The following is a 15,505-nucleotide window of genomic DNA, read 5'->3' on the forward strand; positions in this document are numbered from 1 at the left end:
GGCAGCGTGGAAGGAACTGGCAAGCTTTTCGGGCAACGCATGCCTTCAGCTTCGGCAACGGACCTGAAACCGAGCAAAATGCGATCATGGAACCAGGATGGTCGCTCCGGTCGTCCTGCGGCTCTCCAGATCCGATTGCGCCTGGCCGGCGTCTTTCAGCGCATAGCGCTGGTTGATCTTGATCTCGACGGCCCCGCTTAGGACCACATCGAACAGCGCTTGCGCCGAGGCGACCAGATCCTCGCGCCTGGCGTTGTAGACGAAGAGCGTCGGCCGGGTCACGTAAAGCGAGCCCTTCTGCGCCAGAAGCGACACCGGGAAAGGCGGGATCGGTCCTGAGGACTGACCGAAGCTGACGAACATGCCGAGTGGCCTCAGACAATCGAGCGAAGCGGGAAAAGTATCGTTTCCGACGGAATCATAGACCACATCGCATTTCTTGCCGTCGGTAATGGCGGCGACGCCGGCGACGAAGTCCTGCTCCTTGTAGTTGATGACGTGGTCGAAACCATGCGCCTTTGCGAGCTCGATCTTGTCGGCAGAACTCGCCGTGCCGATCACGGTCGCGCCGATGTGCTTCGCCCACTGGCCGAGGATGAGGCCGACACCGCCGGCCGCGGCATGATAGAGAAGTGTGTCGCCTGCCTTCACCTTGTAAGTGCGGCGCAGCAGATACTCTGCCGTCATGCCTTTCAGCATCATGGCCGCGGCCTGCTCGTCGCTGATGCCGTCCGGCACCTTGACCACACGGTCGGCGGCAATCACTCGTTGTTCGGAATAGGCGCCGACGGTGACCGCATAGGCGATGCGGTCGCCGGGGCTCAGCCAGTCTATGCCGGCCCCGACAGCGAGAACCACCCCGGCCGCTTCGCCGCCCGGGATCAGCGGGAACCCGCCAGGCGGAGGGTAAAGGCCCGACCGGTGATAGACGTCGATGAAGTTGAGCCCGATGGCCGTGTGCCTGATCAGGATCTGCCCTGCACCCGGCTGGCCGGGATCGGCATCCTCATAAGTCAGAACTTCGGGGCCGCCATGGGCATGAATGCGGATCGCCTTGGACATCGCTCAACTCTTTCGGGAACCAATCTAGGGTCAGGATTTCTTGGCGCCAAGACCGGGGAACAACTGCATGAGGCCACCGATGCAGGCGAGATAAAGACCGGTCACCGTGATGCCGATCTTGGTGAAGTCGCTGACTTGCTCGCCCAGGACTCCGATCTTGTCGTAGAAGGCCGCAAGCGCGGCTTGCGCCAGGGCGAGCGCGCCGAAGGCACACCACAGTAGCGTCATGCCGAGATTGAGCGGCCTTAGCCGCACCACCCGCACGGGATGGATGAAGTTGATCGGCAGGAAGGTAAGGATCCCGGCGACCACGACCACGGCGAACGAGACCCACTGACCCGGCTCGATGACAAAGAGCGTGAACACCACCATGTTCCAGACGACGGGGAAACCCTTGAAGAAGTTCTCCTTCGTCTTCATGCCGGTGTCGGCGTAGTAGATCGCGCTGGAGACCACGATGATGGCCGCCGAAAGGAACGACAGGTTCTCGCCCATGAACCCGCGCTGATAGAGCGCGAAGGCCGGGATGAGCACGTAGGTCACGTAGTCGATGATGTTGTCGAGCAGTTCGCCCGACCAGGTCGGCAGGATCTCCTTGACTTCGAGCTTCCTGGCGATCGGGCCATCGATCCCGTCGACGAACAAGGCGAGGCCCAGCCACCAGAACATCGCTGTCCAGCGCTCCTCGCTGGCCGCGACCAGCGACAGGAAGGCCAGGAACGAGCCGGACGCGGTGAGCAGATGCACGGAAAATGCGCGAGCCTGCGGCCACGTCACCTTCTTCTTGGGCCGCGGGATCCGATCCGCGATCTTCTTGGCCGCTTTTCTGGCCGCTGTGTTCTTGCTCACGGTCCCTGCCAGTCCAGCTTGCAGATTTCGGCCGAGCGACCGGCGAAATTCCAGTTGCGCCCGAAAGCGCGCATCTTGCTCTTCTCGGATTTCGCCACGATGATTTCCGGCGCGATCCAGTATTCGGAATTCGTGATCACCGTGTCCTTCTCGCGGTTCTTGCCGGGAACCGGCGTCACGGCGCCGTCGATGATCTTGGGGATCTGAAAGACGCGTGTCTTGTCCCGCGTCTCGTAGGTGATCGGCACCTGCTCGACGCCGAGGAACTTTCCGACGAGGATCGAAAGCAGCGAAGTGGTCCCCCCTGCCTTGCCGGTGAAAATCCTGGTCAGCGCCTTGACCGCATAGACCGATGCGCGCTGATCGATGAACAGGCCGGCGGTCCAGTTGCCACGACTCATATAGCCCGGAATTTCCATGATCAGGCCGAGGTTGAGACCGGAGAGGTCGACCTCGCCGAAATGGCCGGCATCGATGCGGAAACCTGCCCAAGTCTGGCAATAGCCCTCGCTCGGCGGGTGGCTGCCGAGGGACAGCACGCAGGGGCAAAAAACCGTGCAATTGCAGGAGAGTACCAGTTCCCCCTTCATTGCCCAGCTTTGATCCGTCATCGAGTTCTCCCCTCAGGCGGAGACTACTAGCAGGGCGGTTGCCCAGACAAGCAATATCGCACCGGCGATCCGGCTTGGCACGCTGCCCGAGGTCTGTTTTTCGATCAGGCTGAACAGGCCGATCAGCGCCATCCACAAAATGTTCGTCGCGCCGACGGCGAGCATCACCAGCATCAGCGCCCAGCAGCAGCCCAGGCACCAGATGCCCTGCTCCAGCCCAAGGCGGGAGATGCGCGCCGGCTTCGCGCTCCAGTTGGCAAACAAGGTCGAGAACGGATTCCGACATTTCCTGAGGCAGGTCTGCTTCAGCCCACTGAACTGGTAGAGGCCGGCGATCAGCAGAGCGGCGGCCCCGGCACGTCCGCCAATGGGATCGAGCATCTGGCCCGATGAAGCCAAGGCGCTCGCCGCAAGCGTCAGTCCCGCGAACGCGACCGATGCGACGACCCAGGTGGTGAGATAGCCGGCAACCAGGACCAGCGGGTGGACGACGGGCTCGTTCTTGATCGTCGCCGTATCGGCAATCTCGCAATAGGTGCGGATCATCGGCGCCGCCGAAGGCAGCATTGCCGCCACGGCCATCAGAAACCACATCAGGACGAGCGCGAGGACCTGCACGGCTGCCGAGCCTGCGAGCGGTGCCGGTGCAAGGCAAAGCGCGAAGAAGCGGTCGAGGAATTGCGGCAGCGGCATTCGCGGCAGGCCCTGCAGCAGAGCGTCGCCGGGAGCGCCCGCGCCGACGCGGCTTTCAGCGCCACGGACAGCCATGGCCGCGAGGATAGTCCAGGCGAGTACGAGGCCGGCGCCGAGCGCGATGGTCACAGCAAGGCGGGAACTGCGCGCCAGGCTTGCCGCCGCGCGGCCGGCGCGGTCGAGGCGGCTGAAATCCTGCTCCTGGCCGGTCATGGCACTCGAATGGGCCGAATCGCCGCGTTGATCAAGCCTGCCGATCTGACCTATATCCGCAGTTAGGCCCGACGGGTCGCCCTCACTTGTGGAGCCTGGCGTGGAGCAGAACGACAAAGCCCGCATATTGGTTGCCGGCAGCGGTCCGGCCGGCTTGATCGCAGCGCTCGGCTTCGCCGAGGCAGGCTTCGCCGTGACGCTTGCAGGTCCCGAGGCCGCCGGCAGCGATGGCCGCACCACCGCCCTGATGAACCCTGCCTTGAAAGTCCTGGAGCGGCTGGGCGTGCTTGCCGCGCTCAGGCCGCAAGCAGCGCCGTTGAAGGTGATGCGAATTGTCGATGCGACCCGGCGGCTGATCCGCAGCCCGACAGTCACCTTTCGCGCCAGCGAGATCGGCGAAGAGCAGTTCGGCCTCAACTTGCCGAACAAGGTCCTGATCCCGGTGCTTGCCAAGACGGCTGCCACTCATCCCGGCATCGAGTGGCGAACGTCGATGGTCGAGACATGGCGGCTCGATGCCGATCTCGCTCATGCCAGCCTGGCCGATGGCAGCGAGGTCTCAGCATCGCTGGCAGTCGCGGCCGACGGGCGCCTGTCGCCGGCGCGGGAAGCCGCGGGCATTCGCGCCATCGCGCGGCCTTATCCCCAGTCCGCGCTCGTCCTCAATTTCAGCCATCGCAGCGAGCACGGCTTCGTCTCGACCGAATTCCACACCGAGACCGGGCCTTTCACGCAGGTGCCGCTGCCGGGCAAGCGCTCCAGCCTTGTCTGGGTGGTCAAGCCGGAGACGGCGAAAGAACTCGCGGCACTCGACGATGCCGCGCTTTCTGCTCGGGTCGAGGAGCAGATGCAGTCGATGCTCGGCCGGGTGTCGGTCGAGGCCGGCCGACAGATCTATCCGCTATCGGCGGCCTCGCCGGGCCGCTTCGCGCAAAACCGCGTGGCCCTCGTTGGGGAAGCGGCCCATGTCTTTCCACCGATCGGCGCGCAAGGCCTGAACCTGGGCATCAGGGATATCGACGATCTGATTGGAATCGCTAGCGAAAACCGCAAAGATCCCGGGTCAAGGATGAGCCTCGCTGCCTATGACACAAGGCGCCGGCCCGACATATGGGCACGCAGCGGCGCGGTGAACCTGCTCAACTTGTCGCTGCTGTCGGACATGCTGCCGGCGCAACTGGCGCGCAGCGCCGGGCTCAATGCGCTGGGCAGCTTCGCGCCGTTGCGCGCCTTCTTCATGCGCGAAGGCCTGCGGCCCGGCAGCGGCTTTCGCGCGCTCGCCGGCGGCCTGCGCAAAGAGGCGGGCCGGTAAGACCGGTCAGAAAACCAGGTAAAACTGCCCGGTCGGGCCCCGCCGCGCCCCAGGCGCCATATGGCTGGGCGATGACGAAGACGTCGATGGCGGTCGGCGGTGGCGCCGGCAGCGCGGCTTAACCCTTGCGCCGGCAGTGGTTCAGGCAAAAGGTTTAGGCCTTAAGGCCATTGAAGTGCCGCAGCGTCTACGCCAAATAGGCACCCAGCCGAAAGTCGGGGTCGATTTTTGACCGCGCAACGTGTAAATTCAAGATCTTAGGAACCTGCGCGGCCACGCAAGGCGTCTCGGGACCTAAGTGGTGAGCGTGATGAAAACGGCCAAATTCTCGATCGGACAAGTGGTTCGCCACCGGCTGTTTCCGTTTCGTGGCATCATCTTCGATGTCGATCCGGAATTCGCCAACACGGAGGAATGGTACGAGGCCATTCCTGCCGATGTGCGTCCGCGCAAGGACCAGCCCTTCTACCACCTCCTCGCCGAAAACTCCGAAACCGAATACATCGCCTACGTGTCCGAGCAGAATCTGCTCGAGGACCGCTCTGGGGAGCCCGTGCGGCATCCCCAGATCCGCGAGATGTTCCACAAGCTGCCTGACGGCCGCTACGAGCCCAAACGTCATTCAAAGCACTGACCGCTCAACGAAGGGGCAAAAAAAGCGGGACAATTGCCCCGCTTTTTGTTTCCCGCAGGAACGCTCCGGCGATCAGTTGGCGGTCTTCGCCTTGTCCTGCTCTTCCTTGAGCTTCTTGGCGAAGTCCTGGTTGTTCTTGGCAACGAAGTCCTGCAGCTTCTTCTGACGGTCCTCGATGTCCGACTGCTGCAACGGCGGGCCGTCATAGGCGCCGCTGAAGCCGGTCAGCGCAACCTTGACCGGGTTCGGCTGGTTCTGGAAATTGATCGACGTAAGGGTGATCCCCTGCCCCTTCTTGAACGACGCGACCAGTTGGTCGGTCAGCGGCACTTCGGCCACGCAACGGTCGGGGAAGCAGACCACGTATTCGAGCTTCTGCGCCTTTCCGGTATCGATCTGGAGGCCGATGCCGGCACCGATCATGCGGCCGGTCGGAACCGTTACCTGGAACACCTTGCGGTTCACCTTGCCCTTGAGCTCGATCAGACTGACGCCGGTGACGAGCTGGCCATTGCCGGCGGTGACGATGTTCTGGACGTTGCAGATATCGACGTCTTCCTGCTTGGTGCAGGCCTTGAACCAGCCCTGCGGAATCTGCGGCGCCTGCTGTGCCGAGGCGGTGAAAAGCCCGGCGCCCAGGACGCCGACGACGCCTGCGGCCAGAACCGAAAGGCGATACGCGTTCATCGTCATATGGTGCACTTTCCTCTCAAATGATCCGGGGGGCCGGCTTCTTCGTGCCGGGTGGCCTGGCTACCTGTTGCCGAAATGAGGCAACAGCATGACTTCGGAGCGCGTGTTACACTGCCGGGGGCAGCGAATCCAGCCCGGTTTCTGCGATTCTTGAGAGAGTTTTGCTGCTTGTGCGTCCGCGGTTCGCCTGATTGGATTTCGTCGCAGCGCAACGATTCAATCAACGGACGAAATGCTCTAGGGTGCACGGCGAATCACAAAACCGCCTTTGCAAGGAGACGGTCATGGACCGCGTTCTCGTTCGGCTGACCGCCGCGACCTCGTTTCTGGTCCTTTCGCTCCTTCCGGCTTTGTCGGAGCCAAAGCACGGCATCGCCATGCAGGGCGAGCCGGCGCTGCCGAGCGATTACCAGCATTTCGACTACGTCAATCCCGATGCGCCGAAGGGCGGCAGCGTGACCTATTGCGTCGTCGGCAGCTTCGACAATCTCAATCCCTTCATCCTGAAGAGCCTGCGCACTACCGCGCGCGGCATGATCGACACGATCTACGGCAATCTCGTCTTCGAGCCGCTGATGCAGCGCAACTACAACGAGCCCTTCAGCCTCTACGGTCTGCTTGCCGACACCGCCGACATGGACCCGGAGCGCAAGACCATCGAGTTCCACCTCAATCCGAATGCCAGATGGTCGGACGGCCAACCGGTGACGCCGGATGACGTGCTGTTCACCTATGACGTCTTCACCGACAAGGGCCGCCCGCCTTATAGCGACCGCATGAGCATGGTCGCCAAGCTGGAGAAGACGGGCGAGCACAGCGTCAAATTCACCTTCAACGAGAAGGCCAATCGCGAATTTCCGCTGATCATCGCGCTGACGCCGATCATCCCCAAGCACGCTTTCGACAAGGAAACGTTCGACAAGACGACGCTGAAGCCGCTGATCGGCAGCGGTCCATACATGGTTGACAAGGTCCAGCCCGGCCAGCGCATCGTCTTCAAGCGCAATCCCGACTATTGGGGCAAGGACGTCCCGTCGAAGCGCGGCTTCGACAATTTCGACCAGATCACAATCGAGTATTTCCTCAACGCCAACGCCAAAACGGAAGCGTTCAAGAAGGGCATCTGCGCCATCGACGACGAATCCGATCCGGTCAAGCGCGAGCGCGATATCGACTTTCCGGCATTCCGCAAGGGTGACGTCAAGCAGGAGTATTTCGACACCGGGATCCCGCCCGTGGTGACGGGCTTCCTGTTCAACACCAGGCTTGCGAAGTTTGCCGATCCTGTCGTGCGGCGTGCGCTCGGCATGCTCTACGACTTCGAATGGGCCAACAAGAACCTGTTCGGCGGCAAGTTCGACCGCACGATGAGCTTCTGGCAGAATTCAGAGCTTTCGGCGCTCGGCCATCCTGCCGATGACCGCGAGAAGGCGCTGCTTGCCCCCTACCCCGGCCGTGTGCCGCCTGACGTGATGGACGGCACTTGGCGCCCGCCGGTGACCGACGGCTCCGGCCAGGACCGCAAGGTGTTGAAAGCGGCGTTCGAGCTTCTGAAAGCTGCCGGCTATCATCTGCAGGACGGCAGGCTGCTCGATCCGCAGGGAAATCCCCTGGCCTTCGAGATTATGACGTCATCGCAGGATGAGGAGCGCCTGGCGGCTCTCTATCAGCGCACGCTGGAGAAGATCGGCATCGACGTCACCATTCGCACGCTGGACGGCGACCAAATTCAATCACGCAAGCAGCGCTTCGATTTCGAGGTGCTCATCGGTTCCAGCGGCTTCAACAACTCACTGTCGCCCGGCAGCGAGCAGTTCGGTCGCTGGGGATCGCTCGCAGCCAAACAGGAAGGGTCGTTCAATCTGGCGGGGGTCTCGGACCCCGCGGTCGATGCGGCGATCAATGCGATGCTGAATGCCCGCAGCAAGGAAGATTATGTCGCCGCGGTGCGGGTCCTCGATCGCCTGCTGATCTCGGGCAACTACATGGTTCCGATGCAATACAACACCCAGCAATGGGTGGCGTACTGGAACTATCTGGAACATCCGCAAAAGACCCCCATATTCGGGTACCAGCTGCCGACCTGGTGGCGCAAGCCCAACTGACCTTCCCGACCAACGCAAGACGGAGACGAGCATGAGCGCCGAGACTTCAATCGCCGTCGATGTCGTGTCCGACGTGGTTTGCCCCTGGTGCTTCATCGGCCAGAAGCGCCTGGACAAGGCCATTGCCGCCGCGAGCGATGTCGAGGTTCATGTGCGCTGGCGGCCGTTCCAGCTCGATCCGACCATTCCGCCGGCAGGCATGGATCGCCGCGAATACATGCTGGGCAAATTCGGCAGCGACGAGCGGATCCGCCAGATCCATGCCCGCATCGAGCCTGTCGGTGAAGCCGAGGGGATCAGCTTCGCGTTCGGCGCCATCAAGGTCGCGCCGAACACGCTCGACGCCCATCGCGTCATCCGATGGGCGGGCGCCGCCGGCGAGGATGCCCAGAACCGGCTGGTGCGCCGTCTCTTCCAATTGAATTTCGAAGAGGGAGCCAATCTGGGCGATCACGCGGTGCTGGCCGCAGCCGCCAGCGACGCCGGCCTGGATGCCTCGGTGATCGAAACGCTGCTGCCGACGGATGCCGATGTCGACGCGGTCCGCAACGAGATCGCCACCGCTTCCCGCATGGGCATCACCGGTGTGCCCTGCTTTCTGCTCGAAGGCAAATATGCCGTCATGGGCGCGCAGGACGCCGGCACCCTTGCCGACGCCATCCGCCAGGTCGCGGCCACCAAAGCGCGCGGCGAACTGGAAGCGGCCAGCTGAGGGGTTATTTGACGGTTACCTTGGCCTTGCTGACAAAGAAGCCATGGCCATTGTCGTCAGAGCAACTCAGCCCCTTGGTCGACGACTGGCATGAAAACGGTCCCTTGCTCCATCTATTGCCGTAGCGCAGCTTGGTCACGTCGCTACAACATCCCTGCTCTCCGGGATTGTTGATGAGCGTGGCGGTCCCCGTCGGGCCCAGGATGACCGTGACGTAGCTGGGCTCGACCCGCGAACAGCTCAGTTCCGGACCGCCATCCTGCGGCTGGTAGGTGCTGGTGCCGCCCTTCGGCGTGTAGATGCAGCCGATATTGCCGGACGGCGTGATGAATTCGATCTGGCCTTCGGCATTCGCCGGAATGGTTTGATTGGCGGCGTGCGCCTGAGACAGCATCGCTGCCGTTATGATTGCGGCTGAAAGTCCCCGTGCAGGCATCTCAAATCCCCTCAGTGCAGTTCACGCCAGCAAATTCGATCCGGAAAGCGCGAATTGTCAAATCCGATCGCATCTGCGGGTGCGATCCGAAGAATCACCTGCGCGGGCGTCCCCGTTGACGGACCATTCAGTAAGCGCCAAGAACTCACTTTTCCGCCCTTCCCGTGAGTTCACGATCGGAAATCGCGCCGATCTACGCTGCATTCGGTTCACAAAACCGTGTTTTTTGCTTCCCTTGGGGAAAGCAGAGCCGGACGTGAGGAGTCTCCTCCAGCTCACTGAATTCACTCATGTTTCCCGCGGGCTTGGTGCCGATGCCCCGATGCATTTCTGTTGCCTTGCTGCAACGCGAAGTGGGCGGACTCACATTCGAGGGGAAAAAATTAAGAGAAAATGATCAATTGGTGTTACTATCCGTAACAAAACTAAAAAGGGTTTGGACGGGATCGTGATTCGGGTCGGCAGGCCGCGACGTACAATACCGGCAAAACGAGCTAGCGGGGGCGCGAAACCCTCGCCCCTGACGCCGGTGTCGTCGATGCGTAGCTTCTGGGGGCTGATGCGAGCCTACTGGTTCTCCGACCGCTGGAAGGAAGCCTGGACGCTAACGCTCGTCATCGCATCTCTCACAACACTTCTTAGCAAAACCGGTGTCTGGTTGGCTCTGATGCTGGGGGAATTGACCAACTCGGTCAATTTCTATCATGACGCTGCTAACACCTCGCCGCTCAAGACGTTGCTCACCAACGCGGGGCTCGTCATGATTCTCTTTGTGCTCAAAGATGCCGGCATCGCCGGCGCAAGAAGCTGGGTGTCGGCGACCTTGCACCGAAAATGGCGCGGCTGGTTGAACAGCCAGTTCAATGACGCACTGCTTGATGCCAATCATACCCATTTCCACGCCCAGCATGGTTCGCCAAGCAGTGGGGCCGCCGCACCTGACAATATTGACCAGCGCATCCAGGAATCGATCAAGGGCATGACGGGCGGTGCCATCGGCCTCGCCATGGGCGTACTTGGCGTTGCCACGTCCCTCTATTTTATCGGCGAGAACCTCATTCAGTCTTCAGTGGAGGTTACCGGGCTGGAGTTCCTCGGAACCTATGGCAGCGCGGTTCTTGCCTTGCTCGCTATTGCAACCTACGTGCCGTTCAACACATGGATCGCAGTAAAACTTGGACGAGCACTAGAGCGCCTGAATGTCCGGCTGCAGCAGGCCGAGGGCAGCTATCGCGGCGAATTGACGACCTTTCTTCGTCGTAGCTTCCATGTCGCGGCCTCACGCGCCGAAGACGTCCAGAAGACGATGCACAACCGGCTCTATGGCGACATCGACCGGACTTGGGCGAGGCTGAATGTCGTCAACGTCTGTTACAATTCATTCGAGGCGGTTCACAATTTTATGGGCTTTCGCATCATCGCCTATGCGCCTGGTCTGGTCTCCTTTATTCACAACAAGCTTGATCTCAAAGGCTACGTAACCGGCGCCGAGATGATCAACCAATTGATCGGCCAGTGTTCCTGGCTCATCCGCGTGATGCCAGACATTGCCACTTTGCGGGCCAACGCACAGCGCGTGACCGAACTCGCCAATGCGATAGAGGGCGTGCAAAAGCCGCAGGAATTCTACCAGCAGACGGGCCGCTCCGACTTCAGCTTCGCCAGCCAGAACCCGGTTTTCGGCCTGACCATCCAGAAGCTCGAGCTGGCACATCAGGGCGAGGACGCCACGCCCTTCCTCAGCGCTGCGAACCTGCGCTTCCGCCGCGGCGAATGGACGTTCCTCAAGGGCGAATCCGGTTGCGGGAAGACCTCGCTGATCAAGGCGATCAACGGCCTGTGGCCCTACGGCCGCGGCACCATCGTGTTCCCGGAAGGGATCACCAATTTTTACGCCGCCCAGGAGGTCAAGCTGCAGCAGGTGTCGCTGAAGCAGCTGGTCTGCCTGCCGGGCTCCGAGCACGATCACAGCGACATGCAGGTGGCCGCGGCGCTACACAAGGCCGGCCTGGGCGAATTCATCGAGCACCTTGCCGATGAAAGCCGCGAGGGCAAGATCTGGGACCAGGTCCTGTCCGGCGGCCAGAAACAGAAGCTGGTGGTCGCGCGCATCATCCTGCAGCAGCCGGGACTGTTGTTCCTCGACGAGGCGACCGGCGCGCTCGACCCCGAAGGCAAGATCGCCTTCCACGAGGCGATCAAGGCCAACTGCCCGGACGTCACGGTCATCAGCGTGATGCATGAGGCCGTGCCGCCGCGCTCGCTCTCGGGCGAGGAATTCTATCACAGCGTGGTGGCGATCTCCGACGGCGTCGCAACCAAGAAACCGCTGGTTCCCACCCTGCCGCGCGAGCTCACGACCATCCTCGCCCAACCCAGGCCGACCGAGGACAAGTGGCTGCGCTTTCCGCGGCGGCTAAAGCAGAAATAACAGCCAACGAGCCCTTGGCCGCTCGCCAGCCACCGGAATGGCGCGATCGGTCACAGTCGCGCCGGTCCCGCCTCGGCTTGCCAGCCCCTAGCCGCGGACCCCGGATGCGAAGCTTCAGGCGCGCTCGCCATTCTTCACGCGGTAGTTCGGTTTGTACATGGTGACCAGTTCTTCCGCCGCGGTTGGATGTACCGCCATGGTGCGGTCGAAGTCTTCCTTGGTCAGCCCGGCCTTCAATGGAATGCCGAGAAGCTGCGCCATCTCGCCGGCATCGGGCCCCAGAATGTGAGCGCCGAGCACCTTTCTGGTGCCGGCGTCGACCACGAGCTTCATCAGCATTTTCTCGTCGCGGCCGGACAGCGTGTGCCGCATCGGACGGAAGGAGGCGCGATAGACCTCAATGTCGGCGAAGCGCTTGACCGCCTCGTCCTCGGACAGGCCGACGGTGCCGATTTCTGGCTGCGAGAACACCGCCGTCGCAATGGTGTCGTGGTCAGGGGAAGTCGGGTTGTTCTTGAAGGCGGTCTCGATGAAGCACATCGCTTCGTGGATCGCGACCGGCGTCAGTTGCACGCGGTGGGTGACGTCGCCGATCGCCCAGATGTTGTCGATGTTGGTGCGGGAATACTCGTCGACGACGATCGCACCCGTCTTGCCGAGTTCCACGCCGACGCCTTCGAGTCCCATATTCTCCGTATTAGGCAGGCGACCGATCGCCAGCATCACCTGGTCGACCGTCAAAGTCTTGCCGGAAGAGAGCAGCACATCCAATCTGCCGGCCGGGTTCCTCCGCACCCATTCGGAGATCGAATGGCACAGGATCCTGATGCCCTTCTTCTCCATCGTCTCGTGCAGCGTGCGGCGCAGGTCCATGTCGAAGCGCGACAGGATCTCCTTGCCGCGATAGACGAGCGTCGTCTCGACGCCGAGGCCATGAAAAATATTGGCGAACTCCACGGCGATGTAGCCACCGCCCTCGATCATGATTGCCTTTGGCAACTGCTTCAGATCGAAAGCCTCGTTGGAGAAGATGCAATGCTCATGGCCGGCGAGCGCGGGATGCGGTGCGGGCCGGCCGCCGGTGGCGATCAGAATTTGGTCGGCGGTGACGGTGCGATCCTCGCCGAGCAGATGGATGGTATGCCGATCGATCAGCATGGCGCGCGAGTGGAAGGTCTCGCCGCCGGCTCCATCGACGTTGCTCTTGTAGATCGCCTCGAGCCGGGCGATCTCCTTGTCCTTGTTGGCCACCAGGGTCGGCCAGTCGAAGCTCGCCTCGGGCACCCTCCAGCCATAGCCGGCGGCGTCTGCGAAATGCTCTGGAAATTGCGAGGCGTAGACGTAGAGCTTCTTGGGCACGCAGCCGCGGATGACGCAGGTGCCGCCAAAGCGATATTCTTCGGCAATGCCGACGCGCTTGCCCAGCGTGGCAGCCACGCGGGCCGCCCTCACCCCGCCCGAACCTCCGCCGATGACGAAAAGGTCGTAGTCGTAACCGGCCATGACGAGGGTACTCCTGCGCAATAGAAGGACGAGCCAGAGGTAGGCTGCCAATGATCAAAAGAAAAGCCCGGCGAGGCCGGGCTTTCTTGGTCCAATGGCTGGGGCCGCATCAGTTCTGCGAGTCGTCGGCCGGAGCCGCGTTGTCCGCGGGTGCGGAGCCGTCCGCGGCCGCCGGGGCGGCCGGAGCTTTTGCCTTGGCGGCGGCCGCCAGCGTCTCACCAACCTGCTGGGCGAGATCACGGGCCAGGCCGTTCTGCCAGATATCGGCAGCCTTGACGAGGTCGCGCGTCACGGCAGGGCCGCTGTCGAGCAGCTTCTTGCCGGAATCGGAGCTGTAGAAGGCGGCAATGTCGTTGAGCTCCTTTTCGGAGAACACCTTGGCGTAGGCCATAGCTGCTTCCTTCTCGAGATCGGCGCGCCGCGCCGCCAGCGACATGGCCTTTTCGGTGACCGTCTTGGCGATCAGCTCCTGCATATCCGGGTTCTTCTGGATCAGCTGCGACTCGAGCGCCGCCGCGGCCTGCGGCAGGATGTTGTCGAAGGAATCCGTGGCGTGGATCGCAACGACCGCGGCACGCGCGGCCTTGAGATGCGATTCGCTGACATCCTGCGCAAATGCCGGCGAAGACAGCGCGAGGACGACTGAGGCCGCCAGAATGGTCGAAAGGCGGCGAACCCGGTTATGCAACATCATGATGAATAGGACTCCCTGGTTTTCGGGGGGCATGGACGGTTTGAATGCCGTCGCCGCCGGCGATGATGGCCGTTGACGCCAGCCCGATGAAAAGACCGTGCTCGACAACGCCTGGAATGGCGTGGAGAGCATGCGAAAGCGCTCTTGTATCCGGAATGCGGCCAAAAGATGCATCGAGGATAAAATGGCCGCCGTCTGTAACAAATGGCTCGGCTCCCGTCATCCTCAATGTAATGGGGCCGGCAAGGCCGAGGCTTGCCGCTGCCGCGGCAATGGCAATCTCGGTCGCGCGTAGGCCGAACTTATTGACCTCGATGGGCAGCGGAAAGCGGCCAAGCATGCCCACCATCTTCGACCGGTCGGCAATGACGATCATGCGCTCGGAGGCCGCCGCCACGATCTTCTCGCGCAGCAGCGCCCCGCCGCCGCCCTTGATCAATGTCAGTTCCGGATCGACCTCGTCGGCGCCGTCGATCGTGAGATCGAGTTCCGGTGTCTCCTCAAGAGTGGAGAGCGGCACGCCGAGCTCACGGCAAAGAGCCGCGGTGCGCTCGGATGTGGGGACGCCGATGACGGTGAGGCCGGTCGCGACCTTCTCGGCCAGCAGCCGGACGAACTCCTCCGCGGTCGTGCCGGTGCCGATGCCGAGCCGCATGCCGCTGCCGACATGGGCTAGGGCCGCGCGCGCGGCTTCGACTTTCAACTGCCTTGCGTCCATGCCTGTTCCGGCTCCGCTGGTTTCGCGCGCCTCCTAGCATCTTTGCCTGCCGCGTCAAAGGCTCAGCCTGTGGACCGATCGAGCCGGCTTGCCTGGAACTGGCCCACCCTGTATCGGCTGCCTCAACTCAATCGCGCAGGACTGGCCATGACCCGACCGATCATCATCTTCGACCTCGACGGGACGCTGGTGGACACTGCGCCGGACCTGCTCGACAGCCTCAACCACAGCCTGACCGCCGGCGAACTCACCGCCGTCGACGAAGCCGGCTTCAGACGTTTCGTCGGCCATGGCGGCCGCGTCATGATCGAGCGCGCGCATGCCGCACAGAACAAGTCGCTGGTGGCCGAAGAGCATGATCGGCTGCTGAAGCTTTTCCTCGACCACTACACGCTCAACATTCCCGGCAAGTCACGCCCCTACCCCGGCGTCGTCGCGGCCCTCCAGCGTTTCAAGGCGGCCGGCTACCTGATGGCGGTGTGCACCAACAAATACGAAGCGAACTCCGTCGCGCTGATCGGCGCGCTTGGTCTGGAAGATTACTTCGCCGCGATCTGCGGCCAGGATACGTTCGCCTTCCGCAAGCCCGATCCGCGCCATCTCACCGAGACGATCAGGCTGGCCGGCGGCGATCCGGAAAAAGCGCTGATGGTCGGCGATTCGCAGACGGATATCGACACCGCCAAGGCAGCCGGCATTCCGGTGGTGGCGGTCGACTTCGGCTATACGGATCGCCACGTGCGCGAGTTCGAGCCCACGCTGGTGATCTCGCATTTCGACACGCTGACGCCCCAACTCGCGGAACGGCTGATCGCCGCAGCGGACTGAGCCGCAAGGCC

General features: G+C 62.5%; 15 protein-coding genes. 6 read left to right on the top strand and 9 right to left on the bottom strand.

Going from position 1 to position 15,505, the window contains the following annotated elements:
• Positions 1-84: 84 nt before the first annotated feature.
• Genes EJ074_RS03035 through EJ074_RS03050 form a run of 4 tightly spaced genes read right to left on the bottom strand, consistent with a single transcriptional unit; the run spans position 85 to position 3,428 of the window.
• The gene (locus tag EJ074_RS03035) at positions 85-1,062 is read right to left on the bottom strand and encodes a quinone oxidoreductase (RefSeq protein WP_095807366.1); all 978 of its coding nucleotides are present in this window, start codon (positions 1,060-1,062) and stop codon (positions 85-87) included.
• Between the two features lie 30 nt (positions 1,063-1,092).
• Positions 1,093-1,911, bottom strand: a complete 819-nt coding sequence (pcsA, locus tag EJ074_RS03040) for a phosphatidylcholine synthase (RefSeq protein ID WP_165349835.1) — start codon at positions 1,909-1,911, stop codon at positions 1,093-1,095.
• Positions 1,908-2,522: a DUF1326 domain-containing protein gene (locus tag EJ074_RS03045; RefSeq protein ID WP_095807365.1), complete on the bottom strand. Its 615-nt coding sequence runs from the start codon at positions 2,520-2,522 to the stop codon at positions 1,908-1,910. Before EJ074_RS03045 ends, pcsA begins: the two co-directional genes overlap by 4 nt.
• 12 nt (positions 2,523-2,534) lie before the next feature.
• The gene (locus tag EJ074_RS03050; protein ID WP_095807364.1) at positions 2,535-3,428 is read right to left on the bottom strand and encodes a DUF2182 domain-containing protein; all 894 of its coding nucleotides are present in this window, start codon (positions 3,426-3,428) and stop codon (positions 2,535-2,537) included.
• A 100-nt stretch (positions 3,429-3,528) separates the two neighbouring features.
• Between EJ074_RS03050 and EJ074_RS03055 the strand changes: the two genes are divergently transcribed.
• Both EJ074_RS03055 and hspQ read left to right on the top strand, forming a co-directional pair.
• A complete protein-coding gene (locus tag EJ074_RS03055) occupies positions 3,529-4,740 on the top strand; it encodes a UbiH/UbiF family hydroxylase (protein ID WP_095807363.1) in 1,212 nt (403 codons plus the stop codon).
• 310 nt (positions 4,741-5,050) lie between these two features.
• On the top strand, positions 5,051-5,374 hold the full coding sequence (hspQ, locus tag EJ074_RS03060) for a heat shock protein HspQ (protein WP_165349836.1): 324 nt from the start codon (positions 5,051-5,053) through the stop codon (positions 5,372-5,374).
• A gap of 72 nt (positions 5,375-5,446) precedes the next feature.
• Here hspQ and EJ074_RS03065 read toward each other — a convergent pair whose 3' ends face one another.
• Positions 5,447-6,067, bottom strand: coding sequence for an invasion associated locus B family protein (locus EJ074_RS03065; RefSeq protein WP_095807361.1), 621 nt, complete (start codon positions 6,065-6,067; stop codon positions 5,447-5,449).
• Between the two features lie 284 nt (positions 6,068-6,351).
• On the opposite strand from EJ074_RS03065, the gene EJ074_RS03070 reads away from it, so the two are divergent.
• Positions 6,352-8,172, top strand: coding sequence for an extracellular solute-binding protein (locus tag EJ074_RS03070; protein ID WP_095807360.1), 1,821 nt, complete (start codon positions 6,352-6,354; stop codon positions 8,170-8,172).
• Positions 8,173-8,203: 31 nt separating this feature from the next.
• Complete coding sequence (locus EJ074_RS03075; RefSeq protein WP_095807359.1) at positions 8,204-8,884, top strand: DsbA family protein; 681 nt, start codon at positions 8,204-8,206, stop codon at positions 8,882-8,884.
• Between the two features lie 4 nt (positions 8,885-8,888).
• Here EJ074_RS03075 and EJ074_RS03080 read toward each other — a convergent pair whose 3' ends face one another.
• Positions 8,889-9,320: a hypothetical protein gene (locus EJ074_RS03080; RefSeq protein WP_095807358.1), complete on the bottom strand. Its 432-nt coding sequence runs from the start codon at positions 9,318-9,320 to the stop codon at positions 8,889-8,891.
• A gap of 538 nt (positions 9,321-9,858) precedes the next feature.
• On the opposite strand from EJ074_RS03080, the gene EJ074_RS03085 reads away from it, so the two are divergent.
• Positions 9,859-11,751, top strand: a complete 1,893-nt coding sequence (locus tag EJ074_RS03085) for an ABC transporter ATP-binding protein/permease (RefSeq protein ID WP_165349837.1) — start codon at positions 9,859-9,861, stop codon at positions 11,749-11,751.
• A 114-nt stretch (positions 11,752-11,865) separates the two neighbouring features.
• Here the strand turns inward: EJ074_RS03085 and gor are convergent, their stop codons facing one another.
• From gor to rpiA, 3 genes are all read right to left on the bottom strand, one after another.
• On the bottom strand, positions 11,866-13,254 hold the full coding sequence (gene gor / locus EJ074_RS03090; protein WP_095807357.1) for a glutathione-disulfide reductase: 1,389 nt from the start codon (positions 13,252-13,254) through the stop codon (positions 11,866-11,868).
• Positions 13,255-13,363: 109 nt separating this feature from the next.
• Positions 13,364-13,948: a DUF2059 domain-containing protein gene (locus EJ074_RS03095; RefSeq protein WP_095807356.1), complete on the bottom strand. Its 585-nt coding sequence runs from the start codon at positions 13,946-13,948 to the stop codon at positions 13,364-13,366.
• On the bottom strand, positions 13,935-14,666 hold the full coding sequence (gene rpiA / locus EJ074_RS03100; RefSeq protein ID WP_095807355.1) for a ribose-5-phosphate isomerase RpiA: 732 nt from the start codon (positions 14,664-14,666) through the stop codon (positions 13,935-13,937). Before rpiA ends, EJ074_RS03095 begins: the two co-directional genes overlap by 14 nt.
• Before the next feature lie 147 nt (positions 14,667-14,813).
• Between rpiA and EJ074_RS03105 the strand changes: the two genes are divergently transcribed.
• On the top strand, positions 14,814-15,494 hold the full coding sequence (locus EJ074_RS03105; protein ID WP_095807354.1) for a phosphoglycolate phosphatase: 681 nt from the start codon (positions 14,814-14,816) through the stop codon (positions 15,492-15,494).
• The last annotated feature ends 11 nt before the right edge of the window (positions 15,495-15,505 follow it).

Origin of the sequence: Mesorhizobium sp. M3A.F.Ca.ET.080.04.2.1, from assembly GCF_003952525.1 — a bacterium.
Taxonomy (GTDB): domain Bacteria; phylum Pseudomonadota; class Alphaproteobacteria; order Rhizobiales; family Rhizobiaceae; genus Mesorhizobium.

Bases quoted from the DNA above. Each gene is read 5' to 3' on its own strand.
- EJ074_RS03035 (WP_095807366.1), bottom strand. From the start codon at position 1,062: ATGTCCAAGGCGATCCGCATTCATGCCCATGGCGGCCCCGAAGTTCTG.
- EJ074_RS03045 (WP_095807365.1), bottom strand. From the start codon at position 2,522: ATGACGGATCAAAGCTGGGCAATGAAGGGGGAACTGGTACTCTCCTGC.
- EJ074_RS03050 (WP_095807364.1), bottom strand. From the start codon at position 3,428: ATGACCGGCCAGGAGCAGGATTTCAGCCGCCTCGACCGCGCCGGCCGC.
- hspQ (WP_165349836.1), top strand. From the start codon at position 5,051: ATGAAAACGGCCAAATTCTCGATCGGACAAGTGGTTCGCCACCGGCTG.
- EJ074_RS03065 (WP_095807361.1), bottom strand. From the start codon at position 6,067: ATGACGATGAACGCGTATCGCCTTTCGGTTCTGGCCGCAGGCGTCGTC.
- EJ074_RS03070 (WP_095807360.1), top strand. From the start codon at position 6,352: ATGGACCGCGTTCTCGTTCGGCTGACCGCCGCGACCTCGTTTCTGGTC.
- EJ074_RS03075 (WP_095807359.1), top strand. From the start codon at position 8,204: ATGAGCGCCGAGACTTCAATCGCCGTCGATGTCGTGTCCGACGTGGTT.
- EJ074_RS03080 (WP_095807358.1), bottom strand. From the start codon at position 9,320: ATGCCTGCACGGGGACTTTCAGCCGCAATCATAACGGCAGCGATGCTG.
- EJ074_RS03085 (WP_165349837.1), top strand. From the start codon at position 9,859: ATGCGTAGCTTCTGGGGGCTGATGCGAGCCTACTGGTTCTCCGACCGC.
- gor (WP_095807357.1), bottom strand. From the start codon at position 13,254: ATGGCCGGTTACGACTACGACCTTTTCGTCATCGGCGGAGGTTCGGGC.
- EJ074_RS03095 (WP_095807356.1), bottom strand. From the start codon at position 13,948: ATGATGTTGCATAACCGGGTTCGCCGCCTTTCGACCATTCTGGCGGCC.
- rpiA (WP_095807355.1), bottom strand. From the start codon at position 14,666: ATGGACGCAAGGCAGTTGAAAGTCGAAGCCGCGCGCGCGGCCCTAGCC.
- EJ074_RS03105 (WP_095807354.1), top strand. From the start codon at position 14,814: ATGACCCGACCGATCATCATCTTCGACCTCGACGGGACGCTGGTGGAC.